The organism is Caenispirillum salinarum (assembly GCF_044803115.1).
Taxonomy (GTDB): Bacteria; Pseudomonadota; Alphaproteobacteria; order Rhodospirillales; family Rhodospirillaceae; genus Caenispirillum; species Caenispirillum salinarum_A.
Genome location: NZ_CP085224.1, coordinates 2,737,728 through 2,761,831 on the forward strand (window position 1 = coordinate 2,737,728; position 24,104 = coordinate 2,761,831).

The following is a 24,104-nucleotide window of genomic DNA, read 5'->3' on the forward strand; positions in this document are numbered from 1 at the left end:
GCGGGCCCACATGCGAGGCATGCCTGTTTCAGACCGCTACCGCCCCGACCCCCGCCATCATGCGCTCGGCGACCGGTTCTACGATCCGGTGCCTGCCGCCCGCTTCCCGCGCCACACGATCCGCTTCCGAAACGACCGTGCGGCCGCGCGCGTCGGTCTGGACACCCTGACCGACGCGGAATGGGTGGCCCACTTCGGCCGGTTCGAGCCCCTGCCCGCCAACATTCCCCAGCCGCTGGCCCTGCGCTATCACGGCCACCAGTTCCAGGTCTACAACCCGGATCTGGGCGACGGCCGAGGCTTCCTGTTCGCGCAAGTACGGGAGAACGGCGAGCCGGACGGGCGGCTTCTCGACCTTGGCACCAAGGGAAGCGGCCAGACGCCGTGGTCGCGCTCGGGCGACGGGCGGCTGACGCTCAAGGGCGGCGTGCGCGAGCTTCTGGCGACCGAGATGCTGGAGGCGCTCGGGGTTAATACCTCGCAGACCTTCAGCCTGATCGAGACGGGCGAGGAGTTATGGCGCAACGACGAGCCCTCGCCCACCCGATCGTGCGTCATGGTGCGCCTGAACCACAGCCACATCCGTATCGGCAGCTTCCAGCGCCAGGCCTACCTGGGCGACACCGACGCCCTGGCCGCACTGCTGGACCACGCGGCCACCCTGCACATGCCCGAGGTCGCGGCCGTCGATGACCGGCTGGAGCGCGCGGCCGCCTTCGTGGAGGCCGTCGGCCACAACATCGCCCGCACCGGTGCGCAGTGGATGGCGGCGGGCTTCGTCCACGGCGTCCTGAACACAGACAACATCCTGGTCACGGGGCAGAGCTTCGACTACGGCCCCTGGCGCTTCATGCCGGTGCACGATCCGGGCTTTACCGCCGCCTACTTCGACCAGACCGGGCTCTATGCCTATGGCCGCCAGCCCGACACCCTGATGTGGAACCTCACCCGCCTGGCCGAAAGCCTGCTCGGCCTGTCCAACAAGGATCGCCTGACCGAGGCCCTGCGCACCTTCCCCGGCGCATTCCAGGCGCAAATGGCCGAGGCCGTCACGCGGCGCCTGGGCATCCAGCGCGGCACGGCGGAGGAAGACGATGCATTGATTTCCGCCCTGTTCACCGCCATGGGGCAAGCACAGATACCCTTCGAGCGGCCGTTCTTCGACTGGTACGGCGGCGGCGCGTCGCAGGAGCGCGCCAAGGGCAGCCCGCACGCGCGCCTTTACGACAGCGAGGCCTTCGCGTCGGCCCGGGAGATCCTCACGCACCGCCCGCCGCGGCCGGAGGTGGACCTGTCCCACCCCTACTTCGCCGAACGGGAGCCGCAGACCATGCTGATCGACGAGGTGGAGGCCCTGTGGGGCCCCGTCGACGCGGCCGACGACTGGGCGCCGCTTCTCGCCAAGGTGGAAAAGGTGCGCGAGATGGGGGCGGCGCTGGGCAACGGCTGAGGGAACCAAGCGTTCCCAAGGCCGAAAGGGATCTTCCCGCTCATGCGGCGGAAGACGCCCTCGCCGGGACCGGACCGTTCATTTCTCAAAGGATCGACTCCATGCGCATTACCCAGAAAGTGAAGAAAATTCTCGCCAATTACGAGAGCGACAATCCGGGCACCAAGGCGAACCTGGCCCGCATCCTGATGGAGGGGAAGCTGGGCGGCACCGGGAAAATGGTCATCCTGCCCGTCGACCAGGGTTTCGAGCACGGCCCGGCGCGCAGCTTCGCCGCCAATCCGCCGGCCTATGATCCGCACTACCTGTTCCAGTTGGGCCTGGACGCCGGCTGCAACGCCTATGCCGCGCCGCTGGGCGCGCTGGAGGCGGGCGCCGACGCCTATGCCGGGGCGCTGCCGCTGATCCTGAAGATGAACAGCGCCAACAGCCTTCATCCCGCGGACGAGGAGCCGACCCAGGCCATCACCGCCAGCGTCGACGATGCCCTGCGCATCGGCGCCAACGCCATCGGCTACACGCTGTATCCGGGCAGCGCCTATTTCTACGACATGCTGGAGGAACTGCGCGAACTGATCCGCGAGGCCAAGAGCGTCGGCCTGCCGGCCGTGGTGTGGTCCTATCCGCGCGGCGGCGACATCTCCAAGGACGGCGAGACCGCCATGGACGTGGACGCCTATGCCGCCCACATGGCCTGTCTGGCCGGCGCGCACATCGTGAAGGTCAAGCTGCCCACCGACCACCTGGAGCAGGACGCGGCAAAGAAGGTCTACGAGAGCGAGAACGTGCCCATCGGCACCATGTCGGACCGTGTGGCGCACATCGTCCAGGCCTGCTTCAATGGGCGGCGGCTGGTGGTGTTCTCCGGCGGCGGCAAGAAGGGCGACGAAGGCATCTTTGACGACGCCCGCGCCATCCGCGACGGCGGCGGCAACGGCTCCATCATCGGCCGCAACAGCTTCCAGCGCGACAAGGACGACGCCGTGAAGCTGCTGGGCACCATCATGGACATCTACAAGGACAAGGCCTGACGCGACCGTTCCGGCTGCGACGGCCAGCGCCCGTCCCCGATCCGGGGGCGGGCGTTTTTGTTGGTTTCATTGCTGCGGGCCCGTTGCCGCACCGCCGCATCGCCGCCCGCCACGGCCCACCCCATAAACTTTCATCTGGCGCCGCGACCGCCCACCAATGCGCGGAAACCCTGTCACATTACGCATATTTCATGAAAAAATGCGGAGGTCCCACCCGAATGTGTTGTTGCACTGCAACACGAGAGGGCCAAAATAGAACGGCAGTGCAAAATACGGGCTTCCACGGGGAACGGCTGTGCCACGATGGCGGTTGTTTCGGGGACGCTCCGCCCGCGGCGGCTTCAGGACATCGCGCTCCGGCTTTTTCGTGCCGGCCGGGTCCAGCGCCTGATGATCGAGCCGTCCGGTCTGTTCCGGGTCCCGCCGCGGGACCCGTCCGCCTTCCATCACCGGCGCGCCGAGGATCGATCCGATGAACTCCGATGATGCCGTTCTCGCCCTGTCCGCGCTCGCCTATGGCGCCAGGATGGACATTTTCCGGCTGCTGATCCGCGCCGGGAAGGACGGACTGCCGGCCGGCCGGATTGCCGAGGGGTGCGGCCTGTCCGCCTCGACCCTGTCGTTCCACCTCAACCAGTTGAAGGCGGCCGGGCTGGTCACCAACCGCCGGGCGGGCCGGTCGCTCATCTACAGCGCCAATGCCGAGCTGGTGGACGCGCTGATCGCCTACCTGGGGGACACGCTGCGGCCGGCGGCGTCCTTGGCCGGGAATGCCGATGACACGAGTGAAGATGTAATCAACGTCCTGTTTGTCGGCGCCGGCAACAGCGGCCGCAGCATCATGGCCGAGTCGGTGCTCAACCACCTGGGACGGGGCCGCTTCCGGGCCTTCAGTGCCGGCGTGCGCCACACGGGCAAGGTCAGCGGCATGGCTCTGGATATCCTGCGCCGCGCCGGCTTCCCCGCCGACGCCGCACGGTCCAAGCCGCTTGAAGTGTTCACCGCGCCCGATGCCGCCGCCGTCCTCAACATCGTCATCACCGTCAGCGAGGACGCCGGCGGCCTGAACACCGCCGCCCTGCCCGGCCAGCCCGTCCAGGGCCATTGGCCGACGGCCGATCCGCTGGGAGTGGTGGGTACGGAGGTGGAGATCGCCGCCGTCTACGACTCGGTCCTTGCGTCGCTGGTGGACCGGGTCGGCACGCTGACCGCCCTGCCCCTGCGCTCGCTGGACGCCGTCAGCCTGCAGCGCCGCCTCGCCGCCATCGGCCGCCACGCCGGCGACCACGTCTCGTCAGCCGCGCGCGGCGTGGCCTGACGCCGAGCCGCACCAACGGCCCTTGCCGGCGCCGCAAAGCGGCGGCAAGCTTTCCCTTCCGCACCCTGCCGTGAAGGGACGTCGCCGCCGTGCGCCGCGCATCCGATCATTTGCCAAACGCTTCTCCGATTCGCGCCGCCGGACCGGATGACCTGCCGCGCCTGCGCCCGCTGCTCTCGGACGCCGCGCTGCCTGTCGACGATCTGGAGCGGGCCGACGTGCGCCTGTGGCTGATGGAGGACACCGATGGGACGCCCGTCGCCTGCGTCGGCCTGGAGGGCACGGGCCCGCACATCCTCCTGCGGTCGCTGGTGGTTGCGCCGCCCCTGCGTAGCCAGGGCCGCGCGGCGCAGTTGGTCGAGCACGCCTGTACGGCCGCCGCCGATGCCGGTGCCGGAGTGCTCTGGGCCCTCACGCAGACGGCCGAGCGGTGGTTCCTCGCGCAGGACTGGCAGCGCGCCGAGCGGGCCGACGCGCCGGAGCCGATTCGGGCGACGCCGCAGTTTTCCGGGCTCTGCCCGGCCTCAGCGGTCCTGCTGACGCGGCCTGTCCCGGACCGCCGCAGAGCGTAAAAGCTTTTCATGCACCAAGGGATACAACCTCTATTCCTTATAACCCTTTTAAATTCGCGGTTGCGGCTTAAGGTGTCGTAAGGGAAAGACATAAATCGGGAAGGGGCCGCCGATAAAATGACGACGGACAACAAGACAGTTCTGGTCGTTGAAGACAATGCCCTGAACATGAAGCTGTTCGAGCAGATCCTGCTGCAGGGCGGCTTTGAGCCGGTATGCAGCCTGGACGGATTGAACCTGCTGGACCTGATCGCGGCGAACAAGCCGTCGTGCATCCTGATGGACATTCAGCTTCCGCAGGTTTCCGGCTTCGACCTGATCCGTGAGATCCGGGCGCACGATGCCGTGCGCAACACGCCGGTCGTGGCGGTGACGGCCTTTGCCGGCGCAAGCGAGCGCGACCGCTTCCTGGGCGCGGGGTTCAACGCCTTCCTGCCCAAACCGATCTCCGTGCGCATCCTTCTGTCGACCGTCAACCAGTTGGCGATCTGACGCACGCCTCTTCCTCCACTCGGGGAGACTTCGAGCCGCCCGCCGCCCGGCGGCGTTGCCCTTTGCACCGCAACCGCTGTCGAAGGGCCACGCGCCATGGCACCGATCATTCTCGTCTCGCTCGTCGCCCTGGTGGGACTCTTTTTCGCCGTCCTGTTCATCCTGGCCGCCCGCCGCAGCGGCCTGCCGCCGGACGGGCGGTGGGAGCCGGCGCGGCCGGGCCGCATCTGGCAGTGGTTCGCGGCCATCGTGCTGATCGGCGGCGTTCTGGCGCTGACCGCGCTGTTCATCTTCGACGTGGTGAAAATTCTGTAGCGCGCCGACCATGAAAAACGGCCGGCCCCGCAAGGGGCCGGCCGCTCCGCCATACCGGCAGTAACGGTTCAGCAGAATTCTTCCACCCACGCGATTCGCAGGATGTTGGTGGTGCCCGGTGTGCCAAAGGGGACGCCGGCGGTGATGACCAGCCGCTCGCCCACCTTGGCGATTTCCTCGTCCAGCGAAATGCGGCAAGCCTTTTCCACCATCTCGCCGAAACTCGTCAGTTCGCTGGTGACGGTGCAGTGGGTACCCCAGGCGAGCATGAGGCGCCGCGCCACGCGCCGGTCCGCCGTCAGGCACACCACCGGCACCATGGGCCGCTCCCGCGCCGCGCGCAGGGTGGTGGAGCCCGACGAGGTGAAGGTCACCACGGCGGCGGCCTTCAGCGTCTGGGCGACCTGGCGGGCGGCGGCGGAAATGGCGTCGGCGGCGGTGTTCTCCGGCGCCTCGCGCCCCGCCTGCATGATGATGCGATAGGTGTCGTCGTTCTCCACCCGCTGGATGATCTTGTCCATGATTGAGACCGCTTCCACCGGGTAGGCGCCCGCCGCCGTTTCGGCCGAAAGCATGACCGCGTCGGTGCCGTCGTAGACCGCCGTCGCCACGTCAGACGCTTCCGCCCGAGTCGGGGCCGGGTGCTGGATCATGCTTTCCAGCATCTGGGTCGCGACGACCACCGGCTTTCCCACATGCCGGCAGGCGCCGATGATGCGCTTTTGCAGGATGGGCACCGTTTCCGGCGGGGCCTCCACGCCCAGGTCCCCGCGCGCGACCATGATGGCGTCCGAAAGCTCAATGATTTCGTTCAGTTTGTCGATGGCGGCCGGCTTTTCAAGCTTGGAGATGATCGCCGCCTTGCCCTGCACCAGCTTGCGCGCCTCGGCCACGTCCTCGGGCCGTTGCACGAACGACAGCGCCACCCAGTCCACGCCCAGTTCCAGGCCGAACTCCAGGTCCTTGCGGTCCTTCTCCGTCAGGGCGGAGATGGGCAGCATCACCTCGGGGACGTTCAGGCCCTTGCGGTCCGACAGCACGCCGCCGGTGACCACCACCGTCTCGGCATAGTCAGGCCCGTGGCTCTCCACGCGCAGGCGGATCTTTCCGTCATCCAGCAGAAGCTCGGTGCCTTGGCGCAGCGCCGAATAGACCTCCGGGTGCAGCAGAGGCGCCCGTTCTTCGGTGCCCGGCGTCCGGTCCATGTCCAGGCGGAACTGCTGGCCCGCCTTGAGCAGCGCCTTGCCGCCCTCGAACCGGTCGACGCGCAGCTTGGGCCCCTGAAGGTCCATCAGCACGGCGATGGGCCGACCGAGCTTTTCCTCCACCTGGCGCACCATCTGATAGCGCTCGCGGTGGTCGTCGTGGCTGCCGTGGCTGAAGTTGAACCGGAACACGTCCGCCCCGGCGCGGCACAGTGCCTCGATCGTGGCGGGCGTGGAACTGGCGGGGCCGAGGGTGGCGAGGATCTTGGCGTTGCGATAGCGTCTCATGCGTCCAACCATAGACCTAAGCCCGGCATCCACGGAAGAGGGATCGCAGGGCCGATGCTTGAAGATTTCGTGATCGGCGGCTCAACCGCCGGATTCAATGAACACGGCGCGGAAATCGTTGACGTTCGTGAGTGTCGGGCCGCTCATCACCAGCCCGTCCACCGCCTTGAAGAAGCCGTAGGAGTCGTGCTCGTCCAGCGCCTTGCCGATGTCGACATGGGCCTTCTCAGCCCGCGCGGCGGTGTCGGGGCCGCACCAGGCGCCGGCGTTGTCTTCGCTGCCGTCGATGCCGTCGGTGTCGCATGCCAGCGCCCACAGCCCCGCCTGCCCCGCCAGTTCCCGCGCCATGCCCAGCACGAATTCGGCATTGGGGCCTCCCCGGCCGCCGCCGCCGTGGGTCACCGTCAGTTCGCCGCCCGAGAGCAGCACGCATGGCGCCCCGGCCGGCAGCCCGTGGTCGCGGCAGGACACGGCCATGGCGGCCATGACCTTGGCGACGTCCTGGGCCTCGCCCTCGATGATGTCGCCCAGGATGAGCGGCATCACACCCTCGCGTTCCGCCACTTCGGCGGCCGCTTTCAAAGAGGCGAGAGGCCTGCCGATGACGCGGGTTTCCACGTTGGCGAAGCTGTCGTCGCCGGGCTTGGGCGTCTCCGACTCCGCGCTGTCCAGCCATTCGGCGATGCTGTCGGGTGGATCGATGCCGTAGCGCTCCAGCACCGCCCTCGCCTCGTCACGGGTCGAGGGGTCCGGCACCGTCGGGCCCGAGCCGATGACGGAGGGATCGTCGCCCGCCACGTCGGAAATCGCCAGCGACAGCATCCGCGTCTCGCCCGCCGCCTGGGCGAGACGGCCGCCCTTGACCGCGGAAATGTGCTTGCGGACGCAGTTGATCTCGTCGATGGCGGCACCCGACTTGAGCAGCGCCTTGGTCAGCTCTTGCTTGTCCTCGCGCGTGATATCGCCGGCCGGCAGCGACAACAATGCCGAGCCGCCGCCGGAGATCAAGCAGAGGATCAGGTCGTCCGGCCCGGCCTCGCGCACCAGGTCGAGGATGCGCTGCGCCGCCTGCCATCCGGCCTCGTCGGGGACGGGATGGGCGGCCTCCACGATCTCGATCCGCCCGGCCTCGCAGCCGTGGCCGTAGCGGGTGACGACGCAGCCCGACAGGTCCGCGTCCTTGGGCCACGCCCGATCCACCGCGCGCGCCATGGCGGCCGAGGCCTTGCCGGCGCCGACGACGATGGTGCGGCCCTTCGGCGGCTCCGGCAGCGCCGGCGGCACGATCTTCGCCGGGTCGGCAGCGGCCACGGCGGCGTCGAACAGGCGGCGGAGGAAGGTGGGAACGTCATCCATGCGGCGGGCGACTCCTTCAGGCGTGGCGGGGCGTGCAGTATGTCTCGCGGAGCAGCAGCGCGGCCAGAAGGGCCGTCGCCTGGCAGAGCGGCAGGACGATCATGGCATCCACGTACCCCGCCGGATCGTAGATGCGAACGCCGTTGGCCGTCTGCCCGCTCCACGTCAGGTCCAGCAGCCAGCCGATCAAGGGCTGAAACACCGCCGCCGATCCCATGACGGCCGTGTTCACCAGCCCGATCACCGCCCCGCCCGAGGCCGAGGGCGCATTCTCCCGCGCCGTGGCGAAAGCGACCACGATGCCGCCGGAGAACGTGCCGGTCAGGATCATCAACGGATACATCAGCCACACCGGAGGCGCGGCGTAGAGCCAGCCGAGCGTGCACACCAGCGCGCCGCCGGCGGCGATGAGCGCCGGCAGCTTGCGCCGGCCGATGGCGTCGGTCATCCAGCCCAGCAGCGGCGAGCCGACACCCCAGCCGACCAGCATGAGGGACGTCACCACCGCGGCTTCCGGCTTCGTCATGCCGTGGACGCCGACCATGAACGGCACGCCCCAGAGCCCGGCGAAGGACAGCATGGGCGAGACGATGGCGCCGGCGAACAGGGCGATGAGCCACACCTGCGGCTCGCGCATGGTCATCCTCAGGCGGTCGAGCAGGCCATAACCGGCGCCGGCATGGGCCCCGGTCTGCGGGTGGCCGTCGGCGCGCGGCGGGCGGTCGCGCACCACCGTCCAGGCGAAGACGGCGAACACCAGGGCGAGCGCGGCGGCGATGAACAGTGCCCCGCGCCACCCCACGCCGTCCACCAGCAGCGACAGCGGCGCCTGCCCGCCGACGCCGCCCGCCACGCCGATCGCCATGGTCAGGCCCGTCAGCAGGGCGAAGCGGTTGGACGGGAACCACGCCGACGCCAGCGCCAGTACCGCCACCCACGACACCGCCGCGCCGGCCCCGACCAGTCCTCGGCCCACATAGGCGAGGCCGATCACGTCGGCCATGGCGAAGGCCGCGCTGCCCACCGCCGCCACCAGGGCGGCCAGCGTCAGGACCCGTCTCGGCCCGAAGCGGTCGACCAGCAGGCCGGCGGGGATTTGCAGGGCGGCGTAGGGGTAGAAGTAGAGCGACGACAGCGTCCCGGCGATGGCGGCGCCGACGGCGAAGTCGCGCATCAGTTCCTCGACCATCACCGAGGGAGCGACGCGCTGGAAGAAGGCGTAGCAGAAGAACAGGGCCCCGGCGCCCCACATCAGCCAGGGGCGCAAGGCCCTGTGCGACGTCCCGGCGGCGGCGTTGGCTGGGGTGCGGATGTCCTGGCTCACGACTTCTCTTTCGCTTGCGCTGCGACGACGGGCTCTCCCGCCGCCTCGGCCGCCGGCCTGGGCGGGCGGCTGCCGCGCCGGGCGAGGAAGATGCCGACCAGGATAATCACGCCGCCGACACCCTGCCATGCGCTCAGCGGCTCGGACAGGATCAGCCAGGCCAGCACCGCCGCCACCGCCGGCTGAAGCAGCAGAGACACCGAGCCGAAGTTGGCCGGCAGGTGGGCCAGCGCGTAGGCGATCAGGCTCTGCCCGCCGAAGTGCGACACCGCCGCCAGCGCCACCAGGATGCCCAGCGCATAGAGGCTCTCGATCACCATGCTCTCGCCGGCCGCAAGCGTGCAGACAGCCAAGCCGGCGCAGGTGTAGACGGTGCTCCAGGTCATCAGGACCGATGTGGAGAACCGCGCCCTCAACCGCCCGATGGACAGGATATAGGCGGCATAGAACACCGCCGTCACCACGCCCAGGGCATCGCCCATGATCTGCTCGGCGGATATGGTCAGGCTCTCGCCCATGAGGACGATGGCGCCCATCATGGCGATCGCCATGCCGGCTAGGAAGGTGCGCGTCGGTGTCACCCGCCACAGCATCCAGCCGCCCAGCGTCACGAACACCGGCGCGAAGTTGGCCAGAAGCGTGGCGTTGGCGACCGTCGTCATGGTGATGGAGATATGCCAGAATGCCAGGTCGCCCATGAAGCTGAGGCCCGGAATCGCCAGCAGCATGTGATCGCGAAGGGAGCGCGGGCGATCCTGCACCGGCGCGGCCTCGTCCCGGCCGGAGCGGCGGCCTTCCAGGCTCATCCACGCAAACAGCAGGGGCAGCGCGAACAGGGTGCGGTAGAAGGCCGTTGCAATGGGGCCGACTTCCGACAGCCGCACGAAGATGGGCGCAAACGCAATGCCGACCGCGCCGGCCAGCAGGGCCGGCAGGGCAAGGCGGACGACGGGCGAGGCGGCGGACAGGCTGGTGCTCATGGGCAGGCACGGTAAGCCGTTCACGTTGCGGGCGCAAAGGGCCATTCTTCCACCCTCGCCCACCGGCCGCAGCTTGCGAATGGCTCGCATGCACCCCCTATTCAGCGGCGCGCGACACTGTATGATGCAGGGACCATGACCGATCCGCAGATTCACCGACTGAACCGCGAACTGCCGCCGTTGCTGGGGCCGAACGACCCGCCGGCGGCGCACCTTGTCAACGGCGAGGGCACGACGCCGCTCCTGCTGGTGTGCGACCACGCCAGCAACACCATTCCCGAAAGCCTGGGCACCATGGGCCTGCCGGACGAGGCCCTGGCGGACCACATCGCCTGGGACATCGGGGCGGCCGCCGTCACCCAACACCTGGCGGAGATGCTCAACGCCCCGGCCATTTTGTGCGGCTATTCGCGGTTGGTGATCGACTGCAACCGCCAGCCGGGCGACCCGACCAGCGTGCCGGCCGTGTCCGACACCTGGGAGGTCACGGCCAACCAGAACATGGACCAGGCGCACTTCGACCGCCGGCTCGACGAGGTCTTCCACCCCTACCACCGCGCCATCACCAACACGCTGGCGCACATGTGGCAGCGCAACCCCGAGCACGCGCCGGTGGTCTTCGCCGTCCACAGCTTCACGCCCTGCATGAAGAGTGGTGAGCCAAGACCCTGGGAATGCGGCATTCTCTGGGACCGGGACCCGCGCCTGCCCGACGCCCTGCTCAACCACCTGCGCAAGGCGCATCCAGAGCTGACGGTGGGCGACAACGAGCCCTACGACGGGCGCGAGATCGCCTACACCACCGACACCCACGCGGCGGCGGCGGGCCTCGCCCATGCGGCGGTGGAGGTGCGTCAGGACCTGATCGGCGATGACGCCGGGGCCGCGCGCTGGGCCGGCATCCTGGCCGACGCGCTGCGCCACGCCCTGGCACGGGAAGACATCCACAAGGTGGTGCTGTACTGACATGAGCACGCCCATCGCCGCCAAGGAACCCGCTTTCTCCATCGGCATCGAGGAGGAATACCTGCTGGTCTCGCGCGAGACCCGCGACCTGGTGGTCGACCCGCCGGCGGACCTGCTGGACGACTGCGCCGGCAGTCCGGCTGGGTCGGTCAGCCCCGAATTCCTGCGCAGCCAGATCGAGGTCGGCACCCGCGTCTGCAAGAGCGTCCGCGACGCCCGCGACAGTCTGGCGGAAATGCGCGGAGTCGTTTCCCAGGCCGCCGGCCGCCACGGCCTGGCCCCCATCGCCGCCTCCACCCATCCCTTCGCCCAGTGGAGCGAGCAGCGCCATACGGAGAAAGAGCGCTACACCATCCTCGCCCGCGACCTTCAGGGCGTGGCACGCCGGCTGCTGATCTGCGGCACCCATGTGCATGTGGGCATCGAGGACCCCGACCTGCGCATCGACCTGATGGCGCAGGTGGCCTATTTCCTGCCGCACCTGCTGGCGCTCTCCACCAGTTCCCCCTTCTGGCGCGGGGTGGATACGGGGCTGAAGTCCTACCGCATTTCCGTCTTCAACGAGCTGCCGCGCACCGGCCTGCCCGAGCACTTCCAGAGCTGGGGCGAGTACCAGCGCCACGTAAACGTGCTGGTCTCCGCCGGGTTGATCGAGGACGGCAGCAAGCTGTGGTGGGATGTCCGCCCCTCTGCCCGATTCGACACGCTGGAAATGCGCATCACCGACGTCTGCACCAATGTCGATGACGCCGCCGCCATCGCCGCGCTTTATGCCTGCGTGCTGCGGATGCTGTGGCGACTGCGGCGGACCAACCAGCGCTGGCGGCTCTACGCCCACATGCTGGTGATGGAGAACCGCTGGCGCGCCCAGCGCTACGGCTTCGACGAAGGGCTGGTGGATTTCGGCAAGGGCTGCACCGTCCCCTACGCCGAACTGCTGGACGAGCTTCTGGACCTGACGGCCGAGGACGCCGTCGCGCTGGACTGCGAGAAGGAGGTCGCGCACTGCCGCCACATCCTGACGCGCGGCACCAGCGCCCACCGGCAACTCGCCGCCTTCCGCGCCGCCACGTCGGCCGGGGCGAGCCAGGAGGACGCGCTGCGCCAGGTGGTGGATTTCCTGATAGCCGAGACGGTGGCAGGGGTGGACGTTCCGGCGTAAGGTCGGGCCGATGGGCGGGCCGAGGCAAGTGCCGTCCACCGCGCTTGATGACCGGCCCCGGCTCGGCTATCTTCCCCCGCCTGTCACGGCGGCGTCCGATCGGGCCCGCCCTACCCCCTTAGCGATCACGAGGACCGTCCGCCATGGCCGACGAAAGCGCCGCCCAGGCCAGCAACGACGTTGGCGGTATCGCCGCCGACCAGCTCCGCTCCTTCATCGAGCGCATCGAGCGCCTGGAGGAGGAAAAGGCCAACATCGCGTCCGACATCAAGGACGTCTACGCCGAGGCCAAGTCCGCCGGCTTCGACACCAAGATCATGCGCCAGCTCATCCGCATCCGGAAGATGGAGCCGCACGAGCGCGCCGAGCAGGAAGAACTGCTCGACCTCTACCTCAGCGCCGTCGGCTACTGACGCCCCCTTCCGCGCCAAAGGTCACAAGAAAACCCGGAGAGCGGATGGCCCTCCGGATTTTTCCGTTGAAGGGTCCGGCCGCGCCGGCTCAATCGCCGAGGTGTTCCTGCCAGTACTGGTCGACGCGCTCGGGCGCCGCCTCGGCCAGCTGCTGCGTGTCGTCATCCGGAACCGTCGGTGCGTTGGCGATGGTCTCCTCGGACACATCCAGCACGATCGTGTCACGGTAGGGCGACGGCGTGATCCGCAGTTCCTCCCACGGAACCGGGATGAGGTCCTCTCCCATGCCGAGGAACCCGCCCCGGGAAATCAGGGCATAGCGCGCGTTCCCCTGCCGGTCGAACGCGATTTCATCAATATCGCCCAGGTCCTCGTCCTGCATGTTGCGGACGTCGAGGCCCAGCAGCATGTCGGTGCTCAGGCTCGCCTCGATTTCGGTGACCGGAACCGCGGCCTGCATCCATTCCTGTCGCCAAGCTTCCAGATCAGCCGGCGCTGTCGCCGGACTCTCTATCGCATCCTGATGGCGCTGATAGATCCTTTCGATCCCGCTGAGGATGGCCTGGCAGGTTTCCTTGTCTCCGTTGATCGCCGTAACATAGCCCGCCTGCATGAGGGCCCGCATCTGCCCCCGCGGCGTTGTCAGGGCTCCCGTGGTCCGGGGGCCCATTCCCGTGCTGGTTGTCGTGCCGTAGCCGGAGGCCGTGCCATAGCCGCCGGGCCGGGCCGTACCGAAGTTCGCCGCAAGAAGGGCCCGGTTCGCCTTCTCCAGATCCTGCAAACAGTTCTGGGCCACTTCCGGACCGCCGTTCCCGCCCTGCTGCTGCGATTGCTCCTGAGCCACGGCCGGCGCCACGGCAGACACGGCCGCCGCCACGATAGCAGACACCAATACACGCATGACCGTCCTCCTCGACAAAAGGGATTTGCGGCGCACCTGATCTCCTCGCGGACCGCGTGGGCGCCCGTCTCCTGCGAACGCCCTCTCGACACCGCCGTTCCCGCAAAAGGAGAAAACAGGAGCGTGTGAACCCAATGACTTAAGCCTTTTGTTGCATAGCAGCATTGTCATGCATATTCTTTAAGCAACCGCACACCCTCGGCGGACAGTGACAGGATTTTGTGCATGGCGATGACCGCTTCCGACGTTCAGGCGCTTCCCGCCCGGGTCAACCGCGCCCTCATGGACCGGCTGCCCGACGGCATCGCCGTGCTGTCGGGCGGGCGCATCGTCTTCGCCAACACGGCCTTCGCCACCTTCACCGACCGCCCCGCGACCCGCCTTCTGGGCGGCGGCCTGGCCGAGGTGTTCGGCGATGCGCTGGAGGACTGCGGGCCGGATGCGCTCGCCGACGACGACACCACCAGCATCTCCCTCTGCCTGGGGCGGCGCACGCTGACGCTGACGGTCAAGCCGCTGGAGACGGGTCACGCCCTGGCGCTGCTGCGCGACGTCACCACGCAGGCCGACACCGACCGCGCGCTGCGGGAGGCGGAGCGGCGTTATCGCGGCATCTTCGAGAACGCGGTGGAAGGCATCTATCAGTCCACCGCGCGCGGCGACTACGTGGACGTCAACCCCGCGCTGGCCCGCATCTACGGCTACGCCGACGCCGAGACCCTGAAGCGGGAACTGACGGACATCGCCGGGCAGCTCTACGTCGACCCCGCCGCCCGCCAGCACTTCAAGGACGTGATGGAGCGCCACGGCGTCGTCACCGAGTTCGAGGCGCAGATCCGCCGCAAGGACGGCCGCGTCATCTGGATCACGGAAAACGCCCGCTGCGTCCGCGACGAGGCCGGACGCCTGCTCTACTACGAGGGCACGGTGGAGGACATCACCGCCCGAAAGCACGCCGAAGCGGAAATCCGCATGCTTGCCAAGGTGTTCGAAAGCGTGGCCGAAGGCATCCTGCTGGTCGACGCCGACCTGATGGTGCGCGAGGTCAACCCGGCCTACGCCCGCATCACCGCCACGGCGGCCGAGGACCTGATCGGGCGGCCTGCCCATCTGCTGGCGCCGGGCTTTCACGAGAAAGCCACCGAGCACGACATCTGGACCACCGCCCGCGATACCGGCCACTGGCGCGGCGAGGTGTGGTCGGAGCGGGCCGGTGACCGGCCCTTCCTCAGCGACCTCTCGGTCACCACGGTGCGCGACGAGGACGGGGCCGTGCTGCGCTATGTGGCGGCCGTCACCGACATCACCCGCCGGAAAGAGGACGAGGAGCGCATCCGCTTCCAGGCCAACTACGACACGCTGACCCGCCTGCCCAACCGCCACCTCATCACCGACCGGCTGGAACAGGCAATCCTGCGGGCGGAGCGTGTCGGCGGGCGCGTCGGCGTGCTGTTCCTGGACCTGGACCGCTTCAAGTACATCAACGACAGCTACGGCCATTCCGCCGGCGACGAATTGCTGAAGCTGGCCGCCCGCCGCCTGCGCCATTGCGTGCGCATGTCCGACGGCGTGGGGCGGCTGGGCGGCGACGAGTTCATGATCGTTCTGCCCGAGTGCGGGTCCGGCAACACCGGGGCTTATATCGCCGAGAAAGTGCTTTACAGCCTGTCGGAGCCTTTCTCCATCGCGGGTACGGAACTGTTCTCGGTCCCGTCCATCGGCATTTCCTACTGGCCCGACCACGGCGAGACGGCGCACGACCTGATCCGCCGCGCCGACCTGGCAATGTACCACGCCAAGCGCGGCGACGAGCGGCGCTATGCCACCTACCTCCCCAGCATGGAGGAACAGTCGCTGGCGGTCCTGAACATGGAGAACGACCTGCGCCTCGCCCTGGCCGCCGGCGCCTTCGAACTTCACTTCCAGCCCAAGGTGAGCGCCGAGACCGGCGACGTGATGGGCGCCGAGGCCCTGATCCGTTGGCCGCACCCAGAGCGCGGCATGATCAGCCCCATGGACTTCATCCCGCTGGCCGAGGAAAGCGGCCTCATCATGCCGCTGGGCCGCTGGATTCTGCGCGATGCCTGCCGGCGCATGGTGGCGTGGCGGGCGCAGGGCATCGCGCCGCCCAGCCTGTCGGTCAACGTCAGCCCCCGCCAGTTTGCCGATCCCTCGTTGACCGAAACCATCGCGCGCACGCTCGAGGAAACCGGCCTGCCGCCCGAATGCCTTGACATCGAGATCACGGAAAGCGTCACCAGCGGCGACGTGGAACGGGTGATTTCCACCATGGCGGCGCTCAAGGCCATGGGCATAACCTTGTCCGTCGACGATTTCGGCACCGGCTATTCGTCGCTGAACTACCTGAAGCGCTTTCCCATCGACACGCTGAAGATCGACCAGTCGTTCGTCCGCGACCTCATGGACACCAAAGGCAAGGATGCCGCCATCTGCGCCACCGTCGTGGCGCTGGGCAACAACCTGGGCTTCACGGTCGTGGCCGAGGGCGTGGAAACCGCCGACCAGGCGCGGTTCCTGTATGAGAAGGGCTGCCACATGCTGCAAGGCTACTGGATTTCCCGCCCCCTGCCCGCCGACGCCTTCACCGCCTGGCTCCTCGAAACGGCCGAGCCGGAACAGCCCGCCGCGCTGACCGGCAGTTGAGCGGCTTCGCGCCTCCGGGCCCCGCTGCGGGCAAAATGGGGGCGCATCAAGGGTTTGGGGATCGTCCCGCCCATCGGGATCGTTGCCTCGCCAATCACAACGGACGAGGAGACGTCCCATGATGAAGCTTTTCCGCAACATCGCCATCTTCAAGATGGTCCGCCGTGCCATGCGCCGCGGCCGTTGACGATCGGCTTGCGGGGGAGGGTCCGGATCGGCCCTCCCCCGCTTCCATTTCCGGAAACCTTCTTTAACACCAGGAAAACAACGCTCGCCCCCGCTGTGCCCAACCGTTACTCTCCCAGGCAACACCGGCCCCCGAGGCCGGCACACCAGATTTGGGAGACCGACCGTCCATGGCGAGCATCAGCGAGGTCCTGCTCAGCGCCCTGAAGGATCACGGCGCGCGGGAAATTTTCGGCATTCCGGGCGATTTCGCCCTCCCCTTCTTCCGCTACATCGAGTCCACCGGCATCCTGCCGCTGTACTGTCTGAGCCACGAGCCCGGCGTCGGCTTCGCGGCGGACGCTGCGGCGCGCATCCACAAGGGCATCGGGGTGGCCTGCGTCACCTACGGCGCCGGCGCGCTGAACATGGTCAACCCGGTGGCTGGGGCGTACTCGGAAAAGACGCCGCTTGTGGTCATCTCGGGCGCGCCGGGCAAGGGCGAGAAAGGGCGCGGCCTGCTGCTGCACCACCAGGCCAAGACCATCGAGAGCCAGTTCAAGGTCTACCAGGAAATCACCTGCGCCCAGGCCGTGCTGGACGACGCCCGCACGGCCCCGCGCGAGATCGCCCGCGTGCTGCGCGCCTGCATCGATGAAAGCCGCCCCGTCTACATAGAGATCCCCCGCGACATGGTCGCCGAGCCCTGCGAGCCGGTGGACCCGCTGCCCCGCCGCCGCGCCGAGCCCGACGCAGTGGCCGCCTGCGCCGCCGAAATCCTGGAAAAGCTGGAGACCGCCTCGGCGCCGGCACTGCTGATCGGCGTGGAGGTGCGCCGCCACAACATCGAGGACGAGGTGGCGCGTCTTGCCCGGCGCCTCAACATTCCGGTCGCCACCACCTTCATGGGCCGCGGCCTGCTGGCGGGCACCGACGCGCCGCTGGTGGGCGTCTACATGGGACTGGCCGGCAAGCCCGACGTGCGCGACATCATTGAGGACGCCGACGCGCTGCTGGCGCTGGGCGTCATCCTGTCGGACACCAACTTCGGCGTCTCGGGCCGCAACATCGACCTGCGCCGCGCGGTCATCGCCGCCGATGGCGAAGTCGGGCTCGGCTATCACAAGTATCCGGGCATCCCTCTTGCCGACCTGGTGGAGGAACTGCTGCGCCAGGCCGAGGAGCCCGGCGCGGCCGCGGCCGCCCGCAAGCCCTCGCCGCAGATCTGCCCCGAAGGGCTGGAGGCCGACGACACGCCCGTCGGCCCCATGGACATCGCACGGGCCGTCAACGACCTGTTCAAGGCCCATGGCCCCATGCCCATCGCCGCCGACATGGGCGACTGCCTGTTCACGGCCATGGACATGCACAACACCGCCCTCGTCGCGCCCGGCTACTACGCCACCATGGGCTTCGGCGTGCCCGCCGGCCTGGGCGTAGCGGCGGCGACAGGCGAACGTCCACTGATCCTGGTGGGCGACGGCGCCTTCCAGATGACGGGGTGGGAACTGGGCAACTGCAACGCCAACGGCTGGGCGCCCATCGTCATCGTCTTCAACAACGCCAGTTGGGAAATGCTTCGCACCTTCCAGCCGGAGGGCAGCTACAACAACCTGGCCGAATGGCGCTTCGCCGACCTGGCCCAGGCGCTGAACGGGCGGGGCCATCGGGCGTCGACGCGGGCGGAGCTGAAGAAGGCGCTCGATGCCGCCGTGGCCGATGACGGGCGGTTCCACCTGATCGAGGTGATGCTGGAGCGCGGCGCCATTTCCGACACACTGTCGCGCTTCGTGGCGGCCATTAAGGGCAGCAACGCCCCGCCGCGCACCGAATAGGTCCACAGCCCGCGCCGCTCGCCCCCGCACCGGACGCGAGCGGCGCCCGGCTCTCCCGCGTTGCTGGATTGGCAGACGCGAGGGGCGCATGAGCATCGACACCTATGCAGCGGCGATTGCCGGCATCGGCTTCCTGATCCTGCTCGTCGCCTGGGTTCCGCTCGTCATCCGCCGCATGCCGCTGTCGCTGCCCATGATCTGCATGGGCCTGGGCGTCCTGCTGGACCTCGCCCTCAGCCCGGGCGTGACGCTGGACTTCCGGGCGCACCCGGCCCTGACCGAGCGCCTGACGGAGCTGCTGGTTCTGATCTCGCTCACCAGCGCGGGCCTGCGCATCGACGAGCGCCTGTCGCTGCGCCAGTGGCGCGCCACCTTCCTGCTGCTGGGCGTGACCATGCCGCTGTCCATCGTGGCGGGTGCCCTGATCGGCGGCTCCATGCTCGGCCTGTCGCTGGCGACGGCGCTGCTGCTGGGGGCCGTGCTCGCGCCCACCGATCCCGTGCTGGCGGGCGACGTGCAGGTCGGACCGCCACGGTCCGGCCCCGGCGGTCACGCCCGCTTCACCCTGACCACGGAAGCCGGGCTGAACGACGGCCTCGCCTTCCCTTTCGTCTGGTTCGCCATCGGGGCGGCGACCAACGGGGGCCTGGGCGGCGACTGGACGCTGACATGGCTCGTCTACGACGTCGGCTGGCGCATCGCCGCCGGGTGCGCCGCCGGCTGGGCGGTGGGCTGGCTGCTCGGCTGGCTGACGTTCCGCCGTCCGCGCAAGTTCCACCTGGCCGCCAGCCGGCGCGGGTTCGTCTCCCTTGGGATCACCTTCCTGTCCTACGGCGTGGCGGAACTGATCCACGGCTACGGCTTCCTCGCCGTGTTCCTGGCCGCCCTCACGGTGCGGCGGACCGAGCAGCGCTACGAACACACCTTCGCCCACGACCTTCACCAGTTCACCGACCAGATCGAGCACCTGATGATGATGGGCCTGCTCATCATCTTCGGCTTCAACCTGACGGGCGGTCTCCTGGCCCCGCTGACCTGGAGCGACATGCTTGTCTGCCTGGTGCTGGTCGTCGTGGTGCGCCCGGCCTGCGGGCTCGCCGGCCTGGCGCTTTCCGGCCAGGGCTGGCGCGAGGTCCTTGTGACGTCGTTCTTCGGCGTCCGGGGCGTGGGATCCTTCTTCTACCTCGCTTTTGGCATCAACCACGCCGGTTTCGCCGACGAGGCGCGCACCTGGGCGATTGTGTCCTGTACCGTGGCGATTTCCGTCGTGCTGCACGGGTTGCTGTCGACGCCGGTCATGGACTGGCTGGACCGCGCGGTCCGCGCCCGCCGGAAACAGGCCGCGGAAAACGAAGGCTGACCCCGCGTGCCGCCCGCGCAGCCGTACCGCCACGGAAAGAAAAAAGGCCGGATGCGGTGGGCATCCGGCCTTTCCGTGTCGCCATTTAGGCGGTCAGTCGTTGGCCGATGAGGCCTCGGCGTTTTCCGCTTCCGAAGCCGTCGCCTCGTCCGCTGCCGGCTTCTTGCGGGAGCGGGTCGTGGTCGTCGCCTTTTTGGCCGGCGCCTTGCGCGTCGCGGTCTTCTTCGCCGTGGTCGACGCCTTGGCGCGCGTGCGCTTGGGCTTGGCCGGCGCCTCCGCTTCAGCTTCGGCGGCGGGCTCAGGCGTCGCCGTGGTGGCGGCCTCGCCTTCCACCGGCGCGGCGGGCGTTTCCGCCGCATCCTCTGCCGGCGCCGCCTTCTTCCGGGTCCGCGCGGCGGCGGGCTTGCGCGCCGTGGTCGCCTTCTTTGCCGCGGTCCGGCGCGCCGGCGCCTTTTTCTTCGGCGCCTCGGCCTCTGCTTCAGCGGCCTCTTCGGCCGACGCAGCGGCCTCGCTGGTCTCGGCGTCCGCCGGCGCATCCTTCTTGGCGGCCGTGCGGCGGGGCTTGGCCGGGGTGGACTTGGCCCTGGTGGTCCGCGTGCGGCGGGTCTTGCCCTTGGGCTCGGCGCCCTCCTCCGCCGGCGGCTCCGTCGAGACGGGCTCGCCGGCCGGTTCGGTGACGGGCTCCTCCGCCGCGTCCGAGGCCACCTCGGCCTGCGTGCCCTGGTCGGGCGCCGTCTCCATTGAGACGGGCTCGCCGGCCGGTTCTACCGTGGTTTCCGGCGGTTTGGGGCCCTCCGCCTCGCCGTTCAGGACCTCGTCCACCGCCTGCACGGCCGCATCGACTGCGGCAGCCGGCGGCTGGGAGGGCTTTTCAGATTTGCGCGGGCGGCGCGTGCGGCGGCGCTTCTTCGGCTCCTCGGCGGTGGCCTCCGTCACGTCCGTGGAGACGGCGGGCGCTTCCTCGCCGGCCGGCGCTTCGGCCTCGGCCGTTCTGGCAGCCTTTTCCTCGGCTTCCGCCTGGGCGGCTTCCTTATCGGCGCGGCGGGCCTCGGCGGCGGCGCGGCGCTTCTCGGCCTCGGCCTCCCTGCGGTCCTTCTCGGCGCGGATGCGCAGGCCCTCGGCCTCGGGGTCGACGAGCATGAACGCCGGTGTATGGCCGCCGAAGGCGACGGCGTCACGCGGCATCGCGATCTCCTCGACCTCCCAGGCCGGGTGATCGTCGCGGCGGCGGCCGTTGCGGCGCCCGCTGGCCCGCTCCGTGCGGCGCCGGTCGCCGCCCCGGGTCTCGGAGCCGCGCTCGGGCTTTTCCTGAGGCACGTCCTGAGGCACCGGGGCGGCGGCGGCCTTTTCCTCTTCCTTCCGCGGCTCCTCGGCTGCGACGGGTGCCTCAGGGGCCTGCTTGTCCTCACCCCGGCGCGGCTTTTCGGAACGCTCGCTCTTGCGCCCGCCGCGCTTGCCACCGGCACGACGACGGCCGCGGCCATCGTCGGCATCCAGATCAGCCTTTTCGACGCTGTCGACCTCGAAGCGCGGGATCGTGTTGCCGATCAGCTTCTCGATGCCCTCGACGTACTTGGCATCCTCGGGCGTCGCCAGGGTGTAGGCGTGGCCCTCCTTGCCCGCGCGGCCGGTGCGGCCGATGCGGTGGACGTAGTCTTCCGAGTGGCTGGGGACGTCGAAGTTGAACACGTGGCTGACGTCGGAAATGTCGATGCCGCGCGCCGCCACGTCGGAGCACACCATCAGCTTGGCGTCACCCTTCTTGAAGCGGTCGAGCATGATCGTCCGCTCGTTCTGCGGCATGTCGCCGTGCAGCTGCACCGCGTCGTAGCCGTGCTTGGTCAGCGAGCGGAACAGCACGCCGACGTCGCGCTTGCGGTTGCAGAAGATGAAGGCGTTGCGGACGTCTTCCTTGTCCAGCAGTTCGCGCAGGGCGCGGCGCTTGTCGTGCTGGTCGACGATGACCAGCGCCTGCTTGACGGTGGCCGCCGTGGACGTCTTGGGGCTGACGCGGATTTCCTTCGGATTCATCAGGAAGGCGTCGGCCAGCTTGCGAATCTGGGCGTCCATGGTGGCCGAGAAGAACAGCGTCTGGCGGATCTTCGGCAGGAACGACACGATTCGCTCCACATCGGGGATGAACCCCATGTCGAGCATGCGGTCGGCCTCGTCGATCACCAGGATCTTCACGTCCTGCAGCAGGATGCGGCCGCGGTCGAACAGGTCCATCAGGCGGCCCGGCGTGGCGATCAGCACGTCCACGCCCTTGTCGAGCGCGGCTTCCTGTTCGCGGAAGCTCTCGCCGCCGATCAGCAGCGCCATGGCCAGCTTATGGTACTTGCCATAAAGCTTGAAGTTCTCCGCCACCTGGGATGCCAGCTCGCGCGTCGGCGCCAGGATCAGCGAGCGCGGCATGCGCGCCTTGGCCCGGCCGTGCGCGAGGATGTCGATCATGGGCAGCGTGAATCCCGCCGTCTTGCCGGTGCCGGTCTGGGCGATGCCCAGGACGTCGCGGCACATCAGCACATAGGGGATCGCCTGCTCCTGAATCGGCGTCGGCTCGTTGTAGCCGACGTCTTCAATGGCGCGAAGGGTTTCCGGAGTCAGTCCGAGATCGGAAAAGGTCATGCGAATAAAGTCTGGCCTTTTAGGATTTGGCGGGGGCGGCTGTTCGGCCCGTGCAAAAGGCGACGCGCGGCCCCAGGGCCAAATTGGTTTGTGCCCGGATAATAGAGCGCCACGGCCCGCTGTCAACGATCGCAAGAAAAACCTGAGGCGGCGCGCCTTGGCGGGGCCCGTGAATTCGTCTACCGTTCGGAGAATCGCACGCGGCCCCAAGGGCTGGAAACGACGCGAAAAGCCTGGAGGACCGCCATGTTGATGACTGCCGACCAGTCGTCCCTGCTCATCGTCGACGTGCAGGAAAAATTATGTCCCGTCATGGACGACCCGCGCGCCGTCATCCACAACTGCGGCCGCCTGATGAAGGGCGCGGCCCGGCTGGACGTCCCGGTCACGGTCTCGGAACAGTACCCCAAGGGCCTGGGGCCGACCATGGTGGACTTGCGCGACCTGACGACGCCGGAGAATTTTCTGGAAAAGACCACGTTCTCCTGCGCCGGCGCGGCCAACATCATGGAACGGCTGCAAGGCCTGGACCGCCCCAAGGTGATCGTTGCAGGCATCGAAACCCATGTGTGCGTCTGCCAGACCGCGCTGGGCCTGCTGCAGAGCGGATACGAGGTCTTCGTTGTGGCCGACGCCTGCTCCTCCCGCCATCCGCGGGACCGCGAGGCCGGTCTCGAACGTATGCAGGCCAGCGGCGTGCGCGTCGTGCCGACGGAAAGCGTGCTGTTCGAGTGGCTCGGCGATGCCCGGCACGAGGCGTTCCGCGAGATAAGCCAGACGCTCATCAAGTAACACCGCCCGACTACATTTTCGATACCCATACCCCAAATAAGAAACGGGAGATTACCGCATGTCCAAGACTCCGCTCGTGCTGGTGCCGGGCCTGCTGACCGACGACGAGCTGTTCGCGCCGCAGGTGGATGCACTGGCCGACGTGGCCGACATCACCATCGCCGACGTCGCCAACGACGACAGCATGGAGGGCTTCGCGGCGCGCCTGCTGAAGGACGCGCCCCAGCGCTTCGCCATCGCCGGGCTGTCCATGGGCGGCTACATCGCGCAGGAGGTGATGCGCCAGGCGCCGGAGCGGATCACGGGCCTCGGCCTTCTCGACACCAACGCGCGCGCCGACCGGCCCGAGCAGCAGGAGGCCCGCCGCAAGTACATGGAGCGCGCCGAAAGCGGCGACTTCGACATCGTGTGCGACGAGATGTGGCCCATGCTTGTCGCCCCCGGCCGGACCGGCGACGAGGCGCTGAAGGCCCGTGTCGCGGCCATGGCGGCCCGCGTCGGCGTGGTCGGGTTCCTCAAGCAGCAGGAAGCCATCATCAACCGTCCCGACGGGCGCGGCGACCTGTCGAACGTGACGGTGCCCGCGCTGGTGCTGTGCGGCGCCGAGGACCAGATGACCCCGCCCAAGGTCCACCAGGAAATGTTCGACAAGCTGCCCGACGCCCAATACGTGGAGATCGAGGGCTGCGGCCACCTCTCCACCCTGGAAGCGCCGGAAAAGGTGAACGAGGCCATGCGCGCGTGGCTTGCCCGCCTGTAGCCCTTCGACCGTCCGTATAAAGCCCCTTCGCAGCCCCCGCTTTCAACGGCATGAAAGCGGGGGTGATTTTTTTGCTTCGCTGCGCTAGTAGTAGCTTTACCGTTTGGCGTAGGCGCGAAGAGAAGGA

At 68.6% G+C, this 24,104-nt stretch carries 20 protein-coding genes; 14 read left to right on the forward strand and 6 right to left on the reverse strand.

Annotation, left to right across the window (positions count from 1 at the left end; translation table 11 throughout):
* The first annotated feature begins 19 nt into the window (after positions 1 to 19).
* From LG334_RS12505 to LG334_RS12530, 6 genes are all read left to right on the forward strand, one after another.
* Entirely contained in the window at positions 20 to 1,450 is a 1,431-nt protein-coding gene (locus LG334_RS12505) for a protein adenylyltransferase SelO family protein (RefSeq protein WP_404378566.1), read from the forward strand.
* 101 nt (positions 1,451 to 1,551) lie between these two features.
* On the forward strand, positions 1,552 to 2,481 hold the full coding sequence (locus LG334_RS12510; RefSeq protein WP_404378567.1) for a class I fructose-bisphosphate aldolase: 930 nt from the start codon (positions 1,552 to 1,554) through the stop codon (positions 2,479 to 2,481).
* A 472-nt stretch (positions 2,482 to 2,953) separates the two neighbouring features.
* Positions 2,954 to 3,799 carry a metalloregulator ArsR/SmtB family transcription factor gene (locus LG334_RS12515; protein ID WP_404378569.1) on the forward strand — a complete coding sequence of 282 codons (846 nt, stop codon included), beginning with the start codon at positions 2,954 to 2,956 and terminating at the stop codon, positions 3,797 to 3,799.
* An 89-nt stretch (positions 3,800 to 3,888) separates the two neighbouring features.
* Complete coding sequence (gene arsN2 / locus LG334_RS12520) at positions 3,889 to 4,371, forward strand: arsenic resistance N-acetyltransferase ArsN2 (protein WP_404378571.1); 483 nt, start codon at positions 3,889 to 3,891, stop codon at positions 4,369 to 4,371.
* Positions 4,372 to 4,488: 117 nt separating this feature from the next.
* Entirely contained in the window at positions 4,489 to 4,863 is a 375-nt protein-coding gene (locus tag LG334_RS12525; protein WP_404378573.1) for a response regulator, read from the forward strand.
* 96 nt (positions 4,864 to 4,959) lie between these two features.
* A complete protein-coding gene (locus LG334_RS12530) occupies positions 4,960 to 5,178 on the forward strand; it encodes a hypothetical protein (RefSeq protein ID WP_404378575.1) in 219 nt (72 codons plus the stop codon).
* 68 nt (positions 5,179 to 5,246) lie between these two features.
* Here the strand turns inward: LG334_RS12530 and pyk are convergent, their stop codons facing one another.
* The 4 genes from pyk to LG334_RS12550 all read right to left on the reverse strand — a co-directional run bounded on the left by pyk (position 5,247) and on the right by LG334_RS12550 (position 10,421).
* Complete coding sequence (gene pyk / locus LG334_RS12535; RefSeq protein WP_404378577.1) at positions 5,247 to 6,671, reverse strand: pyruvate kinase; 1,425 nt, start codon at positions 6,669 to 6,671, stop codon at positions 5,247 to 5,249.
* A gap of 81 nt (positions 6,672 to 6,752) precedes the next feature.
* On the reverse strand, positions 6,753 to 8,027 hold the full coding sequence (locus LG334_RS12540) for a glycerate kinase (RefSeq protein WP_404378578.1): 1,275 nt from the start codon (positions 8,025 to 8,027) through the stop codon (positions 6,753 to 6,755).
* 16 nt (positions 8,028 to 8,043) lie between these two features.
* A complete protein-coding gene (locus tag LG334_RS12545; RefSeq protein ID WP_404378579.1) occupies positions 8,044 to 9,351 on the reverse strand; it encodes an MFS transporter in 1,308 nt (435 codons plus the stop codon).
* The gene (locus LG334_RS12550; RefSeq protein ID WP_404378580.1) at positions 9,348 to 10,421 is read right to left on the reverse strand and encodes a DMT family transporter; all 1,074 of its coding nucleotides are present in this window, start codon (positions 10,419 to 10,421) and stop codon (positions 9,348 to 9,350) included. Before LG334_RS12550 ends, LG334_RS12545 begins: the two co-directional genes overlap by 4 nt.
* Positions 10,422 to 10,466: 45 nt before the next feature.
* Here LG334_RS12550 and LG334_RS12555 point away from each other — a divergent pair, with 45 nt between their 5' ends.
* The 3 genes from LG334_RS12555 (at position 10,467) to LG334_RS12565 (ending at position 12,872) form a co-directional block, all read left to right on the forward strand.
* Complete coding sequence (locus LG334_RS12555; protein ID WP_404378582.1) at positions 10,467 to 11,297, forward strand: N-formylglutamate amidohydrolase; 831 nt, start codon at positions 10,467 to 10,469, stop codon at positions 11,295 to 11,297.
* Between the two features lies 1 nt (position 11,298).
* Complete coding sequence (locus tag LG334_RS12560; protein ID WP_404378584.1) at positions 11,299 to 12,459, forward strand: carboxylate-amine ligase; 1,161 nt, start codon at positions 11,299 to 11,301, stop codon at positions 12,457 to 12,459.
* Positions 12,460 to 12,602: 143 nt separating this feature from the next.
* Positions 12,603 to 12,872, forward strand: coding sequence for a DUF2312 domain-containing protein (locus LG334_RS12565; protein ID WP_009538455.1), 270 nt, complete (start codon positions 12,603 to 12,605; stop codon positions 12,870 to 12,872).
* Between the two features lie 88 nt (positions 12,873 to 12,960).
* Here the strand turns inward: LG334_RS12565 and LG334_RS12570 are convergent, their stop codons facing one another.
* Positions 12,961 to 13,773, reverse strand: a complete 813-nt coding sequence (locus tag LG334_RS12570; protein ID WP_404378586.1) for a PRC-barrel domain-containing protein — start codon at positions 13,771 to 13,773, stop codon at positions 12,961 to 12,963.
* Between the two features lie 225 nt (positions 13,774 to 13,998).
* Between LG334_RS12570 and LG334_RS12575 the strand changes: the two genes are divergently transcribed.
* From LG334_RS12575 to LG334_RS12585, 3 genes are all read left to right on the forward strand, one after another.
* A complete protein-coding gene (locus LG334_RS12575) occupies positions 13,999 to 16,437 on the forward strand; it encodes an EAL domain-containing protein (RefSeq protein ID WP_404378587.1) in 2,439 nt (812 codons plus the stop codon).
* Between the two features lie 356 nt (positions 16,438 to 16,793).
* A complete protein-coding gene (gene ipdC, locus LG334_RS12580) occupies positions 16,794 to 18,437 on the forward strand; it encodes an indolepyruvate/phenylpyruvate decarboxylase (RefSeq protein ID WP_404378589.1) in 1,644 nt (547 codons plus the stop codon).
* Positions 18,438 to 18,525: 88 nt separating this feature from the next.
* Positions 18,526 to 19,797, forward strand: coding sequence for a cation:proton antiporter (locus tag LG334_RS12585; protein ID WP_404378590.1), 1,272 nt, complete (start codon positions 18,526 to 18,528; stop codon positions 19,795 to 19,797).
* Between the two features lie 93 nt (positions 19,798 to 19,890).
* Here the strand turns inward: LG334_RS12585 and LG334_RS12590 are convergent, their stop codons facing one another.
* A complete protein-coding gene (locus LG334_RS12590; protein WP_404378592.1) occupies positions 19,891 to 22,425 on the reverse strand; it encodes a DEAD/DEAH box helicase in 2,535 nt (844 codons plus the stop codon).
* A 246-nt stretch (positions 22,426 to 22,671) separates the two neighbouring features.
* Between LG334_RS12590 and LG334_RS12595 the strand changes: the two genes are divergently transcribed.
* Together LG334_RS12595 and LG334_RS12600 are read left to right on the forward strand one after the other, a co-directional pair.
* Positions 22,672 to 23,217 carry a hydrolase gene (locus tag LG334_RS12595; RefSeq protein WP_404378593.1) on the forward strand — a complete coding sequence of 182 codons (546 nt, stop codon included), beginning with the start codon at positions 22,672 to 22,674 and terminating at the stop codon, positions 23,215 to 23,217.
* Positions 23,218 to 23,275: 58 nt separating this feature from the next.
* A complete protein-coding gene (locus tag LG334_RS12600) occupies positions 23,276 to 23,977 on the forward strand; it encodes an alpha/beta fold hydrolase (RefSeq protein WP_404378595.1) in 702 nt (233 codons plus the stop codon).
* The last annotated feature ends 127 nt before the right edge of the window (positions 23,978 to 24,104 follow it).